Genomic DNA, 14,423 nt, shown 5'->3' on the forward strand with positions numbered 1-14,423 from the left:
CGGCCGTGCGCACGAGAGGAGGGGCACGGATGAAGGTCTTGTTCACGTCGCTGGAGGGCAGTCACTTCCAGCTCATGGTCCCGCTTGCCTGGTCGCTCAGGACCGCGGGCCACGAGGTCCGGGTGGCCTGCAAGCCCGACCTCGTCGACGGCATCACCCAGGCCGGTCTGACCGCGGTTCCGATCCCTTGCCCGCCGTGGCAGGAGGCCCTGGGCCGATTCCACGAGGAAGCCATCCCGCTGTGCAACCAGATCGAGACGACCGAACTGGAGCGGGGACAGCCGGCGTGGGAGACCCTGCTCGCCTACGAAAACCTCGTGGTACCCGCGCTCTGGGCACCGCTGAACCACGAGGAGATGGTCGACGGGGTGGTGGACTTCGCCCGCGCCTGGCGACCCGACCTGGTGCTGTGGGAGACCTTCTGCATGGTGGGCCCGATAGCGGCGGCGGTGGTGGGTGCGAGCCATGCCCGTCTGGTGTGCGGTCCCGACCTCGCCCTCCAGATGCGTCCGCGGGCGATGTTCACGCGCATCGGGCGTGAGCTCCCGCCCGAGCACCGAGAAGACCCCACCGCTGAATGGTTCGACTGGCACCTGGAGCGCCTGGGCTGTGCACGCCGCTTCGACGAGACCATGCTGACCGGCCAGTGGACGATCGACACCCGGCCGGCCCGCGTACGCGAGGACCTGGGAGTGGACTCTGTCGCCATGCGGTACGTGCCCTACAACGGCCGCTCCGTGGTGCCGGACTGGCTGCGGCGGCCCGCCGACCGGCCGAGGGTGTGCCTCACGTTGGGGACGAGCATCACCGCCGATTACGCGATGTTCGACCTGGACACGATGCTCGCGGGCCTCCTGGTGTCGATGGCGGAACTCGACATCGAGGTCATCGCGGCGATCGCCCCGGAACAGCGCGCACAGCTGCCGGACCTGCCGGAGAACGTCCGTACCGTGGACTTCGTTCCCCTCAACGACTTGCTCCCGACGTGTGCGGCCGTCGTCCATCACGGCGGCTACCAGACGAAGGCGACCGCTGAGCTGCACGGAGTTCCCCAGATCATCCTCACCGGCTGGGAGTGGGTCAGCGAGGGGATGGGTGAGACCTACGCACAGCAGAGCGCCCTGGTGGCGGTTCCGCTCCGGGAGTTCACCCCCGAGACCGTCCGCACCCACCTGGTGCGGGTGTTGCACGACCGGTCGTTCCGGGAGACCGCGCGGCGGCTGCGCAAGGAGATCCTCGCCATGCCCACACCGAACGACATCATCGCGACCGTCGAGGAGAGGACGGCACGCTACCGGCCCTCTCCGGCGGCCAAGGAGGAACGATGACCCAGCGACCAGCCACCGGCCACACGAGCAGCCTCCCCGAGCAGGTTCCGGACCACGAAGTGACCGCACTGGTAAGGGAGTTGAGCCGATACCTCGAACCCGACGCGCCCGCGGTCAGCATGCCGCCGTCCGCCTACCACTCGTCCGCCCTGTACGAGTTCGAGCGCTCCCGGATCTTCGGACGTTCCTGGCTGCTGGTCGCCCACGCCGACCAACTCGCGGTCCCCGGCGACTACGTGTCGCTGGAGGTGGCCGGCGAGCCGGTGACCGTGGTACGTGACCGGAGCGGCACCCTGCACGCCCTGTCACCGGTGTGCCGGCACCGCATGATGCCGGTGGTGGAACCGGGCGCCGGCCGCACCGACGCCTTCACCTGCCCCTATCACCTGTGGCGCTACGGGCTGGACGGCCGGCTTTCCGGAGCGACCCACATGCGCGGTAATCCCGCCTTCGACCCCGACACCTGCCGGTTACCGGAGTTCGCCGTCGAGGAGTGGCGCGGCTTCGTGTACCTCAACTTCACCCCGCAGGCCGAACCGGTGTCAGCGCATCTGGAACGGCACATCGGCGGGGAACTCGCGGCCTACCGGCTCGAGGAGATGGTGCAGGTCGGCGCATATGTCGAGGAGTGGCAGGTCAACTGGAAGCTGGCGGTGGAGAATTCCCATGAGAACTACCACGTCATGGGATTGCATCCGAACACGGTCGCGCTGATCACCCCACGCGGTGCCGACATGGACGTACGCGTCGACACACCCTGGGTCCTGAGGCTGCGCAGTCCCTTCAAGGAGCCCCTCGACACCACGGCCCTGGACCTGAGCGAAGAACAACTGGCGTTCATGTACAACTGCTGTGTCTTTCCCTCCAGCAGTCTGGCGACCTTCGGCGACTCGGTCGTCTGGATCAGCTTCATCCCGCTGTCCGTCGACCGCACCCAAGTGCGGGGCGGCATCCTCATGCCGGCGTCCCAGGTCGCGGCAGCCGATCGTGAGGCGCTGCGCAAGCAGACCGAGGAGGACGCGGGGGTGGTCAACGGCGAGGACCGGTGGGGTCTGGAGCGCGTGCAGCGGGTGGTGGGTTCCCGGTTTGCCGGGCGCGGGCACCTCAGCCCCAAGGAACCCGGAGTCCTGGCGTTCTACCGAGGGCTGGCCCGCGCGTTCGTACGGGACGACGCCGACTGGCCGGGCGCCCTGTGAAGCGGGGGCCCGGCCCGGGACGGCTCACTTCCGGAAGGCCAGCGGGTCGAAGGCGTCCGGACGGGCGAGCGGGATGACCTCGAACCGCAGGTGCGGGCTGACCGGGTTGTCGTAGAGGAGCGTCAGCAACTGCTCGTGCGAATCAACCTCGTAGATGTTCAGCCCGCCGGCGGCACCGACACGGACCCAACTGTGCTTGATGAAGCCCTTGTCGACCAAGGTCTTGGTGTAGGAGAAGCCCTCGGGCAGCCGCTGCCGGAATTCGTCCCCGCTGATGCCGTGGGGTGCCTGTGTTGCGAGAACCGCGAACAGAGCCATGACGTGGCTCCTCTCGTGCCGGATGCCTGACAGGAACTCCGCAAGTGTCACGAGCCCCGATCGTCATCCCATGGAGAGCGCATGGAGCCGGTGCGCCGGGAGGGAACCGCCCTTCCAGCGATTCTCCAAGACAGCCCGGAAGGCTGCTCGGCATGAATGTTCTGGTCACCGGCGCGGCGGGTTTCATCGGGTGCGCCTACGTCCGTGCGCTGCTGGCGCAGAAGGAGCCGGGGCTACGGGTCACCGTGCTGGACAAGCTCACCTATGCGGGCAGCACCCGCAACCTCGACCTCAACCACCCCCGGCTGGAGTTCGTCCAGGGTGACATCTGCGATGGCGCCCTGGTGGACCGGCTGATGGCAGAGGCGGATCAAGTGGTGCACTTCGCGGCCGAGTCGCACGTGGACCGCTCGATCTCCGGCGCGGACCTCTTCGCCCGCACCAACGTGGTCGGCACCCAGACCCTGTTGGCCGCCGCCGTGCGGCACCGGACGGAGCCCTTCGTCCAGGTCTCCACGGACGAGGTCTACGGGTCCCTTGCCGGCGGTGCCTGGCAGGAGGACGCCCCGCTGCGCCCCAACTCCCCCTACTCCGCGTCAAAGGCGTCCGCCGATCTGTTCGCGCTGGCTTGCCATCGCACACACGGCCTGGACGTACGGATCACCCGGTGCAGCAACAACTACGGCCCGCGGCAGTTCCCCGAGAAGGTCGTCCCGCTCTTCATCACCCACCTGCTGGACGGGAGAAAGGTCCCGCTCTACGGGGACGGGCTCAACGTCCGTGAGTGGCTGCACGTGGAGGACCACTGCCACGGCGTGGAACTGGTGCGGACCCGTGGGCGAGCCGGAGAGGTCTACCACCTCGGAGGAGGCGCCGAGATGACCAACCTGGAGCTCACCGAGCGCCTGCTGGACGCCTGTGGAGCCGACTGGAGCCAGGTCGAATACGTCGAGGACCGCAAGGGACACGACCGCCGCTATGCGCTCGACGACAGCAAGGCCCGTACCGAACTCGGCTACCGGCCACGGACCGCGTTCGCCGCCGGGCTCAACGCCACCGTCGCGTGGTACCGGGAGCACCAGGAGTGGTGGCGGCAGCTGACGGACCGGCCGCGGGGCATCGACGGTCGTACGGACCGGGCCCCGGCATGAGGTGGCTGATCACCGGTGCCGGCGGCATGCTCGGCAGGGAACTCGTGGCGCGGCTCACCGCCGCCGGATGCGGGAACGACCGGGTGATCGCCCTGGACCGGTCCGCGCTGGACGTGACACAGCGGACGGCGGTCTTCGCGGCGCTGAACCGGTACCGACCGGACGTGGTCGTCAACTGCGCCGCGTACACCGCCGTGGAGGCCGCGGAGTCCGACGAGGCCGCCGCCTGGGCGGTCAACGGTGCGGGGCCCGGACACCTCGCAGCGGCCTGTGCCGAGTACGGCATCCGGCTGATCCACGTCTCCACGGACTACGTGTTCTCCGGTGACGCCCGTTCGCCGTACGGGGAGGACAGCCCGCCTGCGCCGCGCACCGCCTACGGCCGCAGCAAGGCGGCCGGGGAACGAGCCGTCCTCGCCGCGCACCTCCCCCCGTTCACCGTGGTCCGCACCGCGTGGCTGTACGGAGCCCACGGGCGCAGCTTCGTCCGCACCATGGTCGAGGCGGCCCGCCGAGGGAAGACCGTCAGGGTCGTCGCCGACCAGTACGGGCAACCCACCTGGGCCACGGACACCGCCGCACGGATCGTCGTGCTGGGCCGTGCGTCCGGAGCCGGCGGAGTGTTCCACGCCACCAACGCCGGAGTGGCGACCTGGCACGAGCTGGCCAGCGAGATCTACCGAGCGCTCGACGCGGACCCCGGCCGGGTGCATGCCATCTCCAGTGCCGAATACGCCGGGCCGGCACGTCGCCCCGCCTACACCGTCCTGGGACACGACCGCTGGCAGGAGTGGGGAATCGCTCCGCTGCGCCATTGGCGCACGGCACTGCGGCACGCCCTGGACCACCTCCGGTGATCGGTCGCCCCGACCGGGCACCGGCCGGCACCACCATGCCCCGCCCGGGCCGCCCGCCGGACGGCCCGGCCCGAGAAAGGACGAGCGGAATGACTGACACCTCAGCACCCCAGCAACAGGAGGTCGCGGACTTCTACGACGAGTCCAGCCGGTTCCTCGCCGAAGTCACCGGCGGAAGCCTGCACTTCGGTTACTGGACCGGTCCGTCGGACCGGTCCGCCATGGGGCCGGCGTCGCAGCGGCTCACCGACATGATGATCGAGCGGGTCCGGGTCGGGCCGGGCGACCGGGTCCTGGACATCGGCTGTGGCACCGGTGAACCGGCGATCCGGCTCGCCCGGGCCACCGGTGCTCAGGTCGTGGGCATCACCATCAGCGCCGTGCAGGTGGAGCGGGCGAACGCCCATGCGGCGGCCGCCGGGATGGCCGATCTGGTGTCCTTCCGGCATGCGGATGCGATGAAACTGCCCTTCCAGCCGGACTCCTTCGACGGTGTGTGGCTCTTCGAGTCGGTCTTCCACATGCCCAACCGGCTGGAGCCGCTACGGCAGGCGGCGGCGGTGCTCCGGCCGGGCGGCCGGCTCGCCCTCACCGACGTGCTGGACAACAGCGGGACCCCCGAGAGGGACGACCTTCCCTACGCCTCGCTCTTCGGCGAGTCGATGCGGATCGGTGACTACCAGGCGCTGCTGCAACGGGCCGGTCTGGTGGAGATCGAGGCGCTCGACATCACCGCGCACACCGTGCCGCGCTCCCTTGCGTCCATTCACCACGGGATCGAGAAACGGCGCGAGGAGCTGGTCGCGGCCTACGGGAGCAGGATGGTCGAGCAGGTGGAGGCGGCCACCACTTCGCTCGAGGCGGCCGGCCTGGGCTACTCGATCGTGACCGCCGAGCGGACCGGCGGGTCCTGACCCGCAGGGCGCGGCAAGGCCGGGCCCGGCTCGCGCGCGGTCCGGGCCCGGCTGCGGTACCGGGGTCAGGTCGGGGTGGTGGCCCGGGCACCGGCCGACAGCACGACCGGTTCCGGCACCGGCAGGATGAACCGGCCGCCGTTGTCGAGGAACCGTCGCTCCTTCTCCAGGATCTCGTCCGCGTAGTTCCATGCCAGGAGCAGGTAGTAATCCGGTGGTTCCGCCGCGGCGGACTGCGGGGAGCACACCGGGACATGTGTGCCGGGCAGCACCTTGCCCTGCTTCAGCACGGTGGTGTCGCTGCAGAACTGCAATTCGTCAGCGCCGATTCCGCAGATGTTGAGCAGCGTCGTGCCCTTCGCCGACGCCCCGTAGCCGGCGACCCGGGCGCCTTGGGCCACCAGGCCACGGACGAGCCGGGGGAGCTCCTGCCGTACTCGCGCCACCTTGTGCGCGAACTCCCCGTACGCGGCGTCCTGATGCAGTCCCGCGGCCTGCTCGGCGGCGAACAGCTCCGCCACCGAGCCCTGTTGCTCCCAGGGGCCTTCGCGCAGACCGACGAAGGCCAGGATGGAGCCGCCGTGCACGGGCAGTCGTTCCACGTCGAAGAGCCGCAGGCCGTGCCGGTCGAAGAGTTCGGCGAGGGTGCCGACCAGGAAGTACGACAGGTGCTCGTGGTAAACGGTGTCGAAGGCGACCCGCTCCACGAGGTCGAGGGCGTAGGGCACTTCGATGGCGAACACACCGTCCCGGGCGAGCAGTCGACGGACCCCGGCGGCGACGTCGGCCAGGTCGTCCACGTGCGCGAAGACGTGCCGTCCCAGGATCAGCCGGGCCTGACCGTGTCCGTTCCTGATGCGGGCCGCCGTGCGGTCGGAGAAGTACTCCGGCAGCGTCAGCACCCCGTGCGCGTTGGCGGTCGCGGCCAGGTTCAGTGCCGGATCAACGCCCAGGACCCGTTGCCCGCCGGGGCGGAAGGCGAGCAGCTGGGCCCCGGTGTTGCTGCCCATCTCGACGACGAGCTCGTCCTCTCCGAGTGCGAAGCGGCTGGTGCACGTCTGTGCCACGTACCGCATGTGGCGGGTGATGGACTCGGAGTCCGAGGTCACATAGAAGTAGGTCCGGTACATGACCTCGGGGTCGACCACATGTGTCAGGCTCATCAGCCGGCAGGAGCGGCAGGAGATCACCCCCAGGGGGAAGCGCGCCTCGTCCTCGTAGGACGTCGCGGGATCCAGAAAGGCATTGGCGAGGGGCACGGAGCCGAAGGAAACCACTTCCTGCCAATCGGCAGCGCCACACACCCGGCAGTGGGTGACCAGGCGAGAGCGTCCGCTCGTTTCCATGCACGGCCCTTTCTCTTCAGGCAGACGGTCGTCAGCGGACGGTGAGGGGAAGGTGCAGCACTGCGGCGGTGATCGGCGAGCGCAGGCGGCGCAACACCGGCTCCGTGCGGCTGAGGCCGGGGAACCGCGCCGCCAGGGCCCGCACCGCGCAGACGGCCTGGAGCCGGACCAGGGGTGCGACGAGCGCCAGGTGCGGTGCCGCGGAAAGCGGCAGGCCGGCCGATCCGGCGGCCGGGCGGCCGAGCCGGAAGCGCTCCGGGTCGGGGTACACGGCGGGGTCCCGCAGCGCGGCCTCCGCCGCGACCACCACTTCCGCGCCGCGCTCCACCTCGTGCCCGCCCAGCGCAAGGTCGCTCTGCGCGTACAGCCTGTGCAGACGTACCGGCGGCAGATAGCGCAGCGTCTCGTCGACCGCCTGGCCGGCGGTCTCCTCCGGTGCTTCGCACACCACGGCCCACGCTTCCGGATGGTCGAGCAGCACGGCCACCGTGTTGCAGATCAGGGTGGCGGTCAGCTCGACACCGGCGACCGCGGTGAGGACGCCCGCGGTCAGCGCGTCCTCGGGCGCAAGTACCGCTCCGGCGCCCTCCGCCGGCACCGTCCCGGCCAACAGCGCACGCAGCTCCGCCACGGAGCCCAGCAGGCGCCGGGCCACGTCGAGGCGGGGCGGACAGAGAGTGGCGTCCAGCGTGCCGGCGGCCCGCGCGCACAGGTCGGTGAAACGGTCCCGCTGCTCGGCGGGCAGACCGAGGACTTCCGCGGCGGCGTCCGCGGCACAGCGGTGGGCGTACTCGGCCATGAGGTCGAATCGGTCCGACAGGCCTCGCAGCCGGAGCGCGCAGCCGGCCGTGAGGCCCTCGGCCAGGGGGGCCAGGGCCGGCGCGCCGAGGATCGCCGCCCCCGCCGCGTTCACCCGCTCGTACTCCGCTCGCGGCAGGGACAGGCAGGCGTCGTCGAGCGGCAGCACATCGCGCAGCGCCGGGAAGTCCCAGGGCATCGGTTCGTGCTCTTCGTCCGGTTCGTGGCCCCCGCCCTCCGCCGGTGCGGCGTCGGGATGCCCGGGGCCGAGCCGGGGATCATTCAGGATCGCTTCGGCCATGGCGTGGTCAGCAGTGACCCACGCCTCGGCGTGACTCCGGTAGAGGGCACCACGTTCGCGTATTCCGCGGCCGAGTGCATGGGGGTCGTCATCGGCCCCGCGCAGCAGCAGCGCGTACGGGTCGTTCTTCGTACCCATGATCCACTGGACCCCGCGGAGTGCGAGGAGATCTCCACCCAATTCGGTGTCCGATTTGGTCATCACCATGATCGATAAGTTAGGCGAACGCCCTATAGCTTCCCTCAAACTCCCCTACACCCACGGGGCTGTCCACGGCGCGGTCACGGCCGGGCGGCCGGTCCCGACAGCAGGCTGTGCAGGCAGGCCACCAGAGAGCGGGCCTGGACGTTGAGGTAGTGGCTGTGCCGGAGCAGCTCAACCAACTGGTGAAGGGAACACCAGCGGAATTCGGGGTCGTCCGGCCGGACCTCGGCGTCCGTTTCGACGATCAGATAGCGGTTGCGCGCATGGTGGAAGCGGCCGCCCTCCTCCGAGAGGACGGTGTCGTAGCGGATGCTCTCCCGCGGTGCGCCCAGCACGGTGTCGAGGAAGCGCGGACGTGCCTCCGGCGGCAGCAGCTCGTAGTTCGCCGGCGTGCACTGCACCGTGGGCGCAAGCTCGATCACGTCGAGATAGCCCGCCTCGACGCGGGTGTGGGCCAGGATGTGCAGCACTCCGCGGAAGCGTCGGACCAGGAAGGCTGCGACACCGGTTCCGTACGGCGCGATCATGGGCTGTGACCAGCGGGCCACCTCGCGGCCGCCGGCTTCCACAGACACCCCGACGACATCGAAGAACCGGCCGCTCTCATGCGAGATCCGGCCGTCCCTGTGCTGCCAGCCCGGCAGCCCGGCCAGCGGGACCCGGGCCGTGCGCACGTCCGTCCGGGAGCGTGCCTGTGTGATCCAGCTCAACAGTTCACCCAGTGTGTGCAGGGTGCCGCTCGGTGCGCCGGCGGACCGCAGCAGCGCGTCCCGGAATCCTTCGTCCGGTCGCCCGTGTACCGAGGGCAACTCGGGGTGGGCGAGCGGCAGACAGGCCAGCACGGTGCGGGCATCCATGTTGAGCAGGTCGTCGAGGGCGAGCAGCCGGTGCAGCTGACCGAGGGTCAGCCATCGGAAGCCGTCCCGTACGTGGACGTCGTCGGCGGTCTCCACGACCATGTTGCGGTTCCGTTTGCGCAGGAAGGCCGATCCCTGCTCGGACTGGCGTACGTCGGCGACGATGTGGTGGTCCTCGGTGTCCAGGAAGTATTCGAGGTACGGCACCGGCCTGCCACCGTGCACCCGGGTGTAATTGCTACGCGTCGCCTGCACGGTGGGGGACAGCTGGAGTCCGCCGACGTTTCCCGGTTCGACCTTGGCCTGCATCAGGAAGTGCAGCACCCCGTCGAACTCCTTGGCCAGGATCCCGAGGATGCCGACCTCGGGCTGGTTGATGATCGGCTGACTCCAGTGGGCCACCGGGGCGCCCGGAACGTGGACCTCAACTCCTTCTATGGAGAAGAACTTTCCGCTGTGATGACTGATGTCCCCGGTGCCGGGGTCCTGCTTCCAGTCCTTCAGCTCTTCCAGGGGGACCCGTTCGGTGCGGGTGTAGGCCCGCTTCCCGTACTCGGCGAACCATCGGACCACATCGGCGGTGTCGGCAAAGGCGCCCGCCGCCGCCGACTCGGCGAGACGCAGGGCGATCGGGCGACGGCGCCGGAGGGCGAGGCTCGGCCGGTTCCGGAAGGTGTCCGTCATGAAAATGCTCCTGCCTGCTGCCGGTGCGGGAATCAGCGTCCTGCCGCTTCCCACATGTCCCGTACGGATTGCTGCAGGCCGATGCGCGGGGCCCAGCCGAGCAGTCGCCGGGCGAGCCGGGTGTCGGCCAGCGTCCAGTCGCCACCACGCGACGTCACCGGCTCGCCCCCTTCGTCGATCGTCTCCGCGTCCCGCCCGGCTGCGCGGAGCAGGAGCGAGAGGATCGTGCGGATGCCGACGGCTCGGCCCAGGCCGATGTTGAGCACCTCCCCCGTGAGCGGGGCCTCGGCGGCCCGTACCGCCGCGTCGGCCAGGTCCCGGACATCGATGAAGTCCCGTTCAAAGTCGCCGATGGAGAGCGGCAACCGGCCCCCGGGAGGCAACTCGCGCAACCGGAGGACGACCGAACCGAGGAAGCTGGCGGTGGCCACGCCCGGCCCCAGGACATTGACGGCGCGCAGCACCACCGCGGGCACCCGGCCGGCTCGGGCCGCCTGGAGCACCAATCGGGAGCCGGCGAGTTTCGTCCGGGCGTAGGGCGTGGTCGGTCTGGGCACGACGGACTCATCGATCGCGCTCCCGTACGGCACCGGCCCGTACTCGTGGATGGAGCCGATCTGCACGACGCGCGGCACCGATGAGCAGAGCTCCGCGGCGGTGAGCAGACGTTCCACGAGCCGGACGTGATGGCGCTCGTTCCCGTCCTCCGACGTGAGCCAGCCCCCCGTGGCATTGACGACCACCTGTACACCGGCCCCGTCCAGGAGACCGGCGAGGCCGGCCGGGTCGGCCGTGGAGACGTCGAGCGGGACGAACATGTCGCCGACGGAACCGGAGGGACGGCGCCGGGCGACTGCGAGGACCTCATAGCCCGCGGACGCGAACGCCGCGCAGACACCGGTGCCGACACAGCCGGTGGCTCCCAGCACGGCGACCACCCGCCGGTGGCGCCGCGGCGGCCGTGGCGACGCCGCGGCCGCCGGGCGAGGCTGTCCCGGGCCGGTCACCGGTCACCGGCGTCCAGTGCCGCTTCGAGCTCCAGGCAGTGGGCGTACCGGGGCAGGGTCCCGGCGGCCTCCAGCTCGGCGAGCGAGGGTGCGCCGTCGTCCCGTTCGGACAGCACCGGTTCGATGCCCTTCGGAATCGGCAGGCCCAGGGTCTCGTCGAACACCGACAACGCCAGCTCGTTCTGCGGTACGTACTCGCCCGACAGCATGTAGGACATGACCGTGTCGTCCGCCAGCGCCACGAAGGCGTGCGCCACACCGACCGGGAAATAGACGGCGCGGAATTCCACCGGGTCGAGCGTGACCGCATCCCACCGGCGGTACGTCGGCGAGCCCACCCTGATGTCGATGACGATGTCCAGCGCCTTGCCCTGGGCGCAGTACACGTACTTGGCGCAGCCGGGAGGCGTCAGGGTGAAATGGGCACCGCGCACCACACCGCGGCGTGAGCGGCTGTGGTTGGTCTGTCTGACGGGGAACAGCGGCCGCCCGAGAGCGGTGTGCGCCGCGGTTTCCTGGAACGGCGAGACGAATATTCCACGGTCATCGGTGAATACCCGCGGCCGGAACTCGAAAGCGCCCGCGACGGCGAGATTCCGCGACTCCATGTTCATGTCCTCAGCACTCGTATGTGGGTGACTTCGCTGTCTGGTGCCACGGTCCAAGAGTCAGACGATGTGCACATCGGGCACATACAGGATCCAGCGGCCACCGGAATCCCGGAAGGCCCGTTCCTTGGTCATGATTTCCTCTGCGTGATTCCAGGCGAACAGCACCGCGTAATCCGGATCGGCGTCCGCCATTTCCTCGGGGGGCCGGACGGGGATGTGCGAGCCAGGCATCAGCCGGCCGCTCTTGGCCGGTGTGGCGTCGAAGACGACGGAGACCAGATCCGGTCCGATACCGCAGTAGTTGAGCAGGGTTGCGCTCTTGGCCGTCGCCCCGTAGCCCACCACCCGCTTCCCCTCCGCGCGCAACCGGTGCAGCAGCTCCAGCACATCGTCCCGGATCCGGTCCACACCGGCCGCGAAGCCGGCCAGCGTGGCCCGGTCCGACAGCCGCTGCTCGGTCGCCGCCAGCTCCGCGACCGCCGGACTCGGCTCCCGCCGGCCGGCCCGGGCGATCGTGTACCGCAGCTCACCCCCGTGCACGCCCAGGCGTTCCACGTCGACCAGTTGGAAGCCGAACCGCGCCGCGGCGGCACCTACCGAGCGCACCGTGAAGAAGAAGAAGTGCTCGTCGTAGATCTGGTCGAAGGTGTTTCGATCGATGATGTCGCCCAGGTACGGGTCCTCGAAGACGAACACCCCGTCCTCCGCGAGCAGCGCATCCACGCCCCGGAAGATCGACCCGATGTACGGGATGTGGCAGATCGTGTTGGCCGCGTAGATGAGGTCGGCGGGCCCTTCGGCCGCCACGATCTCGGCCGCGACGGAAGCCTCGAAGAAGTCGGTGCGCACCCGGACCCCTTGCGACCGGGCCAGTTCGGCCACGCCGCGGCACGGCTCGACCCCCAGGTGCCGGACTCCGGCCTTGCCGACCGTCTTCAGCATGACACCGTCGTTGCTGCCGATCTCGACGACGAACGGGTCGGGGCCGGTGAGCGCATCGGTGAGGAAGCGGTGGGCGGTCTCTTCGAAATGCCGGCGCATGTACACCGATCCCGAAGAGTGGTACGGGTAGGCGTCATGGAACATCCGGTCCCGGTCGACCTCTTCGACGAGCTGAGCCATCGTGCAGGATTCGCAGATCCCCACGGCGAGTCGGAAGAAGTATTCAGGACTCGTGTCCCGGGGGTCCCGAAAGGCATCGGACAAAGGCTGACGCCCAAAATCGAAGAACTCATGCACCGGCCCGCCGCAGACACGGCAGGCCCGGCCTTCCTCGGATTCATGGGGAAGTGACACAGCTGCACTCCATGGGATGGGTTGGCTCCGCCGGCACGATGTTTGTCGCGGACGCTTGAAAAACGTTGGAGTGCCGCTGGACCGCCCGCTTCTAGTGGATCTCGAAGCCGGCGCGAAAGTATGCGACTTGTCGGCCCCCAACCGGCCGGCATTGATGGATGATGACACGGAGAATGCGGGGAACGCGATGGCAGCGCACGGCGATGACCCGTCGTCGACGGCAGAACTCCGCGAACCGACGACTCCCGCCGGTCGCGCCTTGCTCAGCCTGATCGGCAATCACCTGGCGGCGATACGCGAGTGCGCCCGGGAGAACGATCGGGCGGGTGCCTTCCCGTTCGACGTCTTCACCGGATTCCGGAAGGACGGCGTGCTCGGCGCCACCGTGCCCCGGGAACTGGGCGGACTCGGCGTGACGAGCCTCTACGACGTGTGCCTGGCCCTGCTGACCGTCGCCGAGGCCGACGCGTCCACCGCGCTCGCGCTGCACATGCAGCTCAGCAGAGGCCTGACGCTCACCTATGAGTGGCAGCACGGTGACGCAGCGCGTCAACAGCTCGCCGAACGGCTGCTGCGGGGCATGGGATCGGGCGCCGCCGTGGTGTGCACCACCGTCAAGGACGCCGGTGCCGGGCCACCCACCTCGCTGACCCCGGACCCGGTCGGCGGCTGGCGGCTGACCGGCCGCAAGACCCTGGCCAGCATGGCGCCGATCGCCACCCACTTCGTGGTGTCGGCCCGGACCGAGGAGCCCGGCCGCCCACCCGCTCAGGCCGCCGCCGTGGTGTCCGGGCAGACAGCCGGCCTCACCGTCCTGGACAACTGGGACGGGCTGGGCATGCGGGCCTCCGGCAGCGTGGACATCGTGCTGGAGGACTGCCACGTCCCCGAAGGCGACGTCTTCCTCCGCGGGGCCGTCGACGCCCACGACGACGCCCAGCTCGCGGGCCGGACGGTCAGTTCGGTCACGATGCTGGGGATCTACACGGGCATCGCCCAGGCGGCCCGGGACTACACGGTCTCCACGCTTGCCAGGCGGGGGAGGACCCCGGCGGGAGCCAAGGCCCTCGTGGCGGAGACGGAGGCCAGGCTGTACGCCTTGCGCACCACGGTCGGCGCGGCGCTCGGCACCGCGGACTACCTCTCCTACGAGTACGCCGGTGACCCGGCGGTACGCGGGCGGCGCATGATGTTCGCCTTCCAGCGGGCGAAGTTGATGGTCAACAAGCTCGCGCCCGACATCGTCGCGGACTGTCTGACGGTGATCGGTGGCGCCTCCTACGCCGGCGCCAACCCCCTGTCGCGGCTCTACCGCGATGTGCGGGCCGGCAGCTTCATGCACCCCTTCACCTACCCGGATGCCGTGGAATACCTCAGCACCGAGGCGGTCGAAACCGGCCGGTACGACGGCTGAACGGCCTGTGAAGGCGGTGTGGGGGGGGGGGGGCCCCCCCCCCGCGTCCACGAGGCCGCCCGGCGGGCCGTCCGCGGCCGGTTACGAGGCGTTCTGGTAGGCGCTCCAGACCTTCGGCGGCAGGGACGTCCCCAGCCCGGT

13 protein-coding genes are annotated in these 14,423 nt (G+C 69.9%); 6 read left to right on the forward strand and 7 right to left on the reverse strand.

Going from position 1 to position 14,423, the window contains the following annotated elements; genetic code table 11:
- Positions 1–29 precede the first annotated feature (29 nt).
- Positions 30–1,328, forward strand: a complete 1,299-nt coding sequence (locus tag V2J85_RS20070) for an activator-dependent family glycosyltransferase (protein WP_261954874.1) — start codon at positions 30–32, stop codon at positions 1,326–1,328.
- Positions 1,325–2,524, forward strand: a complete 1,200-nt coding sequence (locus V2J85_RS20075) for an aromatic ring-hydroxylating oxygenase subunit alpha (RefSeq protein WP_330822374.1) — start codon at positions 1,325–1,327, stop codon at positions 2,522–2,524. The genes V2J85_RS20070 and V2J85_RS20075 overlap by 4 nt, the downstream gene beginning before the upstream one ends.
- A gap of 24 nt (positions 2,525–2,548) precedes the next feature.
- Here the strand turns inward: V2J85_RS20075 and V2J85_RS20080 are convergent, their stop codons facing one another.
- Positions 2,549–2,842, reverse strand: coding sequence for a muconolactone Delta-isomerase family protein (locus tag V2J85_RS20080; RefSeq protein WP_261954872.1), 294 nt, complete (start codon positions 2,840–2,842; stop codon positions 2,549–2,551).
- 152 nt (positions 2,843–2,994) lie between these two features.
- On the opposite strand from V2J85_RS20080, the gene rfbB reads away from it, so the two are divergent.
- The 3 genes from rfbB (at position 2,995) to V2J85_RS20095 (ending at position 5,764) form a co-directional block, all read left to right on the forward strand.
- On the forward strand, positions 2,995–3,993 hold the full coding sequence (rfbB, locus tag V2J85_RS20085) for a dTDP-glucose 4,6-dehydratase (protein ID WP_261954871.1): 999 nt from the start codon (positions 2,995–2,997) through the stop codon (positions 3,991–3,993).
- A complete protein-coding gene (rfbD, locus tag V2J85_RS20090) occupies positions 3,990–4,850 on the forward strand; it encodes a dTDP-4-dehydrorhamnose reductase (RefSeq protein ID WP_261954870.1) in 861 nt (286 codons plus the stop codon). Before rfbB ends, rfbD begins: the two co-directional genes overlap by 4 nt.
- A gap of 89 nt (positions 4,851–4,939) precedes the next feature.
- Entirely contained in the window at positions 4,940–5,764 is an 825-nt protein-coding gene (locus V2J85_RS20095; protein ID WP_261954869.1) for an SAM-dependent methyltransferase, read from the forward strand.
- A 65-nt stretch (positions 5,765–5,829) separates the two neighbouring features.
- On the opposite strand, the gene V2J85_RS20100 is transcribed toward V2J85_RS20095, so the two are convergent.
- The 6 genes from V2J85_RS20100 to V2J85_RS20125 all read right to left on the reverse strand — a co-directional run bounded on the left by V2J85_RS20100 (position 5,830) and on the right by V2J85_RS20125 (position 12,868).
- Positions 5,830–7,110, reverse strand: coding sequence for a class I SAM-dependent methyltransferase (locus V2J85_RS20100; protein ID WP_261954868.1), 1,281 nt, complete (start codon positions 7,108–7,110; stop codon positions 5,830–5,832).
- 31 nt (positions 7,111–7,141) lie between these two features.
- Positions 7,142–8,416: a cytochrome P450 family protein gene (locus V2J85_RS20105; protein ID WP_261954867.1), complete on the reverse strand. Its 1,275-nt coding sequence runs from the start codon at positions 8,414–8,416 to the stop codon at positions 7,142–7,144.
- A 74-nt stretch (positions 8,417–8,490) separates the two neighbouring features.
- Positions 8,491–9,954, reverse strand: coding sequence for an NDP-hexose 2,3-dehydratase family protein (locus V2J85_RS20110; RefSeq protein ID WP_261954866.1), 1,464 nt, complete (start codon positions 9,952–9,954; stop codon positions 8,491–8,493).
- Between the two features lie 32 nt (positions 9,955–9,986).
- A complete protein-coding gene (locus tag V2J85_RS20115) occupies positions 9,987–10,883 on the reverse strand; it encodes an NAD-dependent epimerase/dehydratase family protein (RefSeq protein ID WP_261954865.1) in 897 nt (298 codons plus the stop codon).
- Between the two features lie 74 nt (positions 10,884–10,957).
- Positions 10,958–11,569: a dTDP-4-dehydrorhamnose 3,5-epimerase family protein gene (locus V2J85_RS20120; RefSeq protein WP_330822375.1), complete on the reverse strand. Its 612-nt coding sequence runs from the start codon at positions 11,567–11,569 to the stop codon at positions 10,958–10,960.
- A gap of 60 nt (positions 11,570–11,629) precedes the next feature.
- The gene (locus tag V2J85_RS20125; protein WP_330822376.1) at positions 11,630–12,868 is read right to left on the reverse strand and encodes a class I SAM-dependent methyltransferase; all 1,239 of its coding nucleotides are present in this window, start codon (positions 12,866–12,868) and stop codon (positions 11,630–11,632) included.
- Positions 12,869–13,055: 187 nt separating this feature from the next.
- Here V2J85_RS20125 and V2J85_RS20130 point away from each other — a divergent pair, with 187 nt between their 5' ends.
- On the forward strand, positions 13,056–14,282 hold the full coding sequence (locus tag V2J85_RS20130) for an acyl-CoA dehydrogenase family protein (RefSeq protein ID WP_261954862.1): 1,227 nt from the start codon (positions 13,056–13,058) through the stop codon (positions 14,280–14,282).
- Positions 14,283–14,423: the final 141 nt, after the last annotated feature.

The organism is Streptomyces bugieae, from assembly GCF_036352915.1.
Taxonomy (GTDB): domain Bacteria; phylum Actinomycetota; class Actinomycetes; order Streptomycetales; family Streptomycetaceae; genus Streptomyces; species Streptomyces endophytica.

Excerpts from the sequence above, each read along its gene's own strand:
- V2J85_RS20080 (WP_261954872.1), bottom strand. The coding sequence starts at position 2,842 with ATGGCTCTGTTCGCGGTTCTCGCAACACAGGCACCCCACGGCATCAGC.
- rfbD (WP_261954870.1), top strand. The coding sequence starts at position 3,990 with ATGAGGTGGCTGATCACCGGTGCCGGCGGCATGCTCGGCAGGGAACTC.
- V2J85_RS20130 (WP_261954862.1), top strand. The coding sequence starts at position 13,056 with ATGGCAGCGCACGGCGATGACCCGTCGTCGACGGCAGAACTCCGCGAA.
- V2J85_RS20105 (WP_261954867.1), bottom strand. The coding sequence starts at position 8,416 with ATGGTGATGACCAAATCGGACACCGAATTGGGTGGAGATCTCCTCGCA.
- V2J85_RS20075 (WP_330822374.1), top strand. The coding sequence starts at position 1,325 with ATGACCCAGCGACCAGCCACCGGCCACACGAGCAGCCTCCCCGAGCAG.
- rfbB (WP_261954871.1), top strand. The coding sequence starts at position 2,995 with ATGAATGTTCTGGTCACCGGCGCGGCGGGTTTCATCGGGTGCGCCTAC.
- V2J85_RS20070 (WP_261954874.1), top strand. The coding sequence starts at position 30 with ATGAAGGTCTTGTTCACGTCGCTGGAGGGCAGTCACTTCCAGCTCATG.
- V2J85_RS20095 (WP_261954869.1), top strand. The coding sequence starts at position 4,940 with ATGACTGACACCTCAGCACCCCAGCAACAGGAGGTCGCGGACTTCTAC.
- V2J85_RS20100 (WP_261954868.1), bottom strand. The coding sequence starts at position 7,110 with ATGGAAACGAGCGGACGCTCTCGCCTGGTCACCCACTGCCGGGTGTGT.
- V2J85_RS20120 (WP_330822375.1), bottom strand. The coding sequence starts at position 11,569 with ATGGAGTCGCGGAATCTCGCCGTCGCGGGCGCTTTCGAGTTCCGGCCG.
- V2J85_RS20110 (WP_261954866.1), bottom strand. The coding sequence starts at position 9,954 with ATGACGGACACCTTCCGGAACCGGCCGAGCCTCGCCCTCCGGCGCCGT.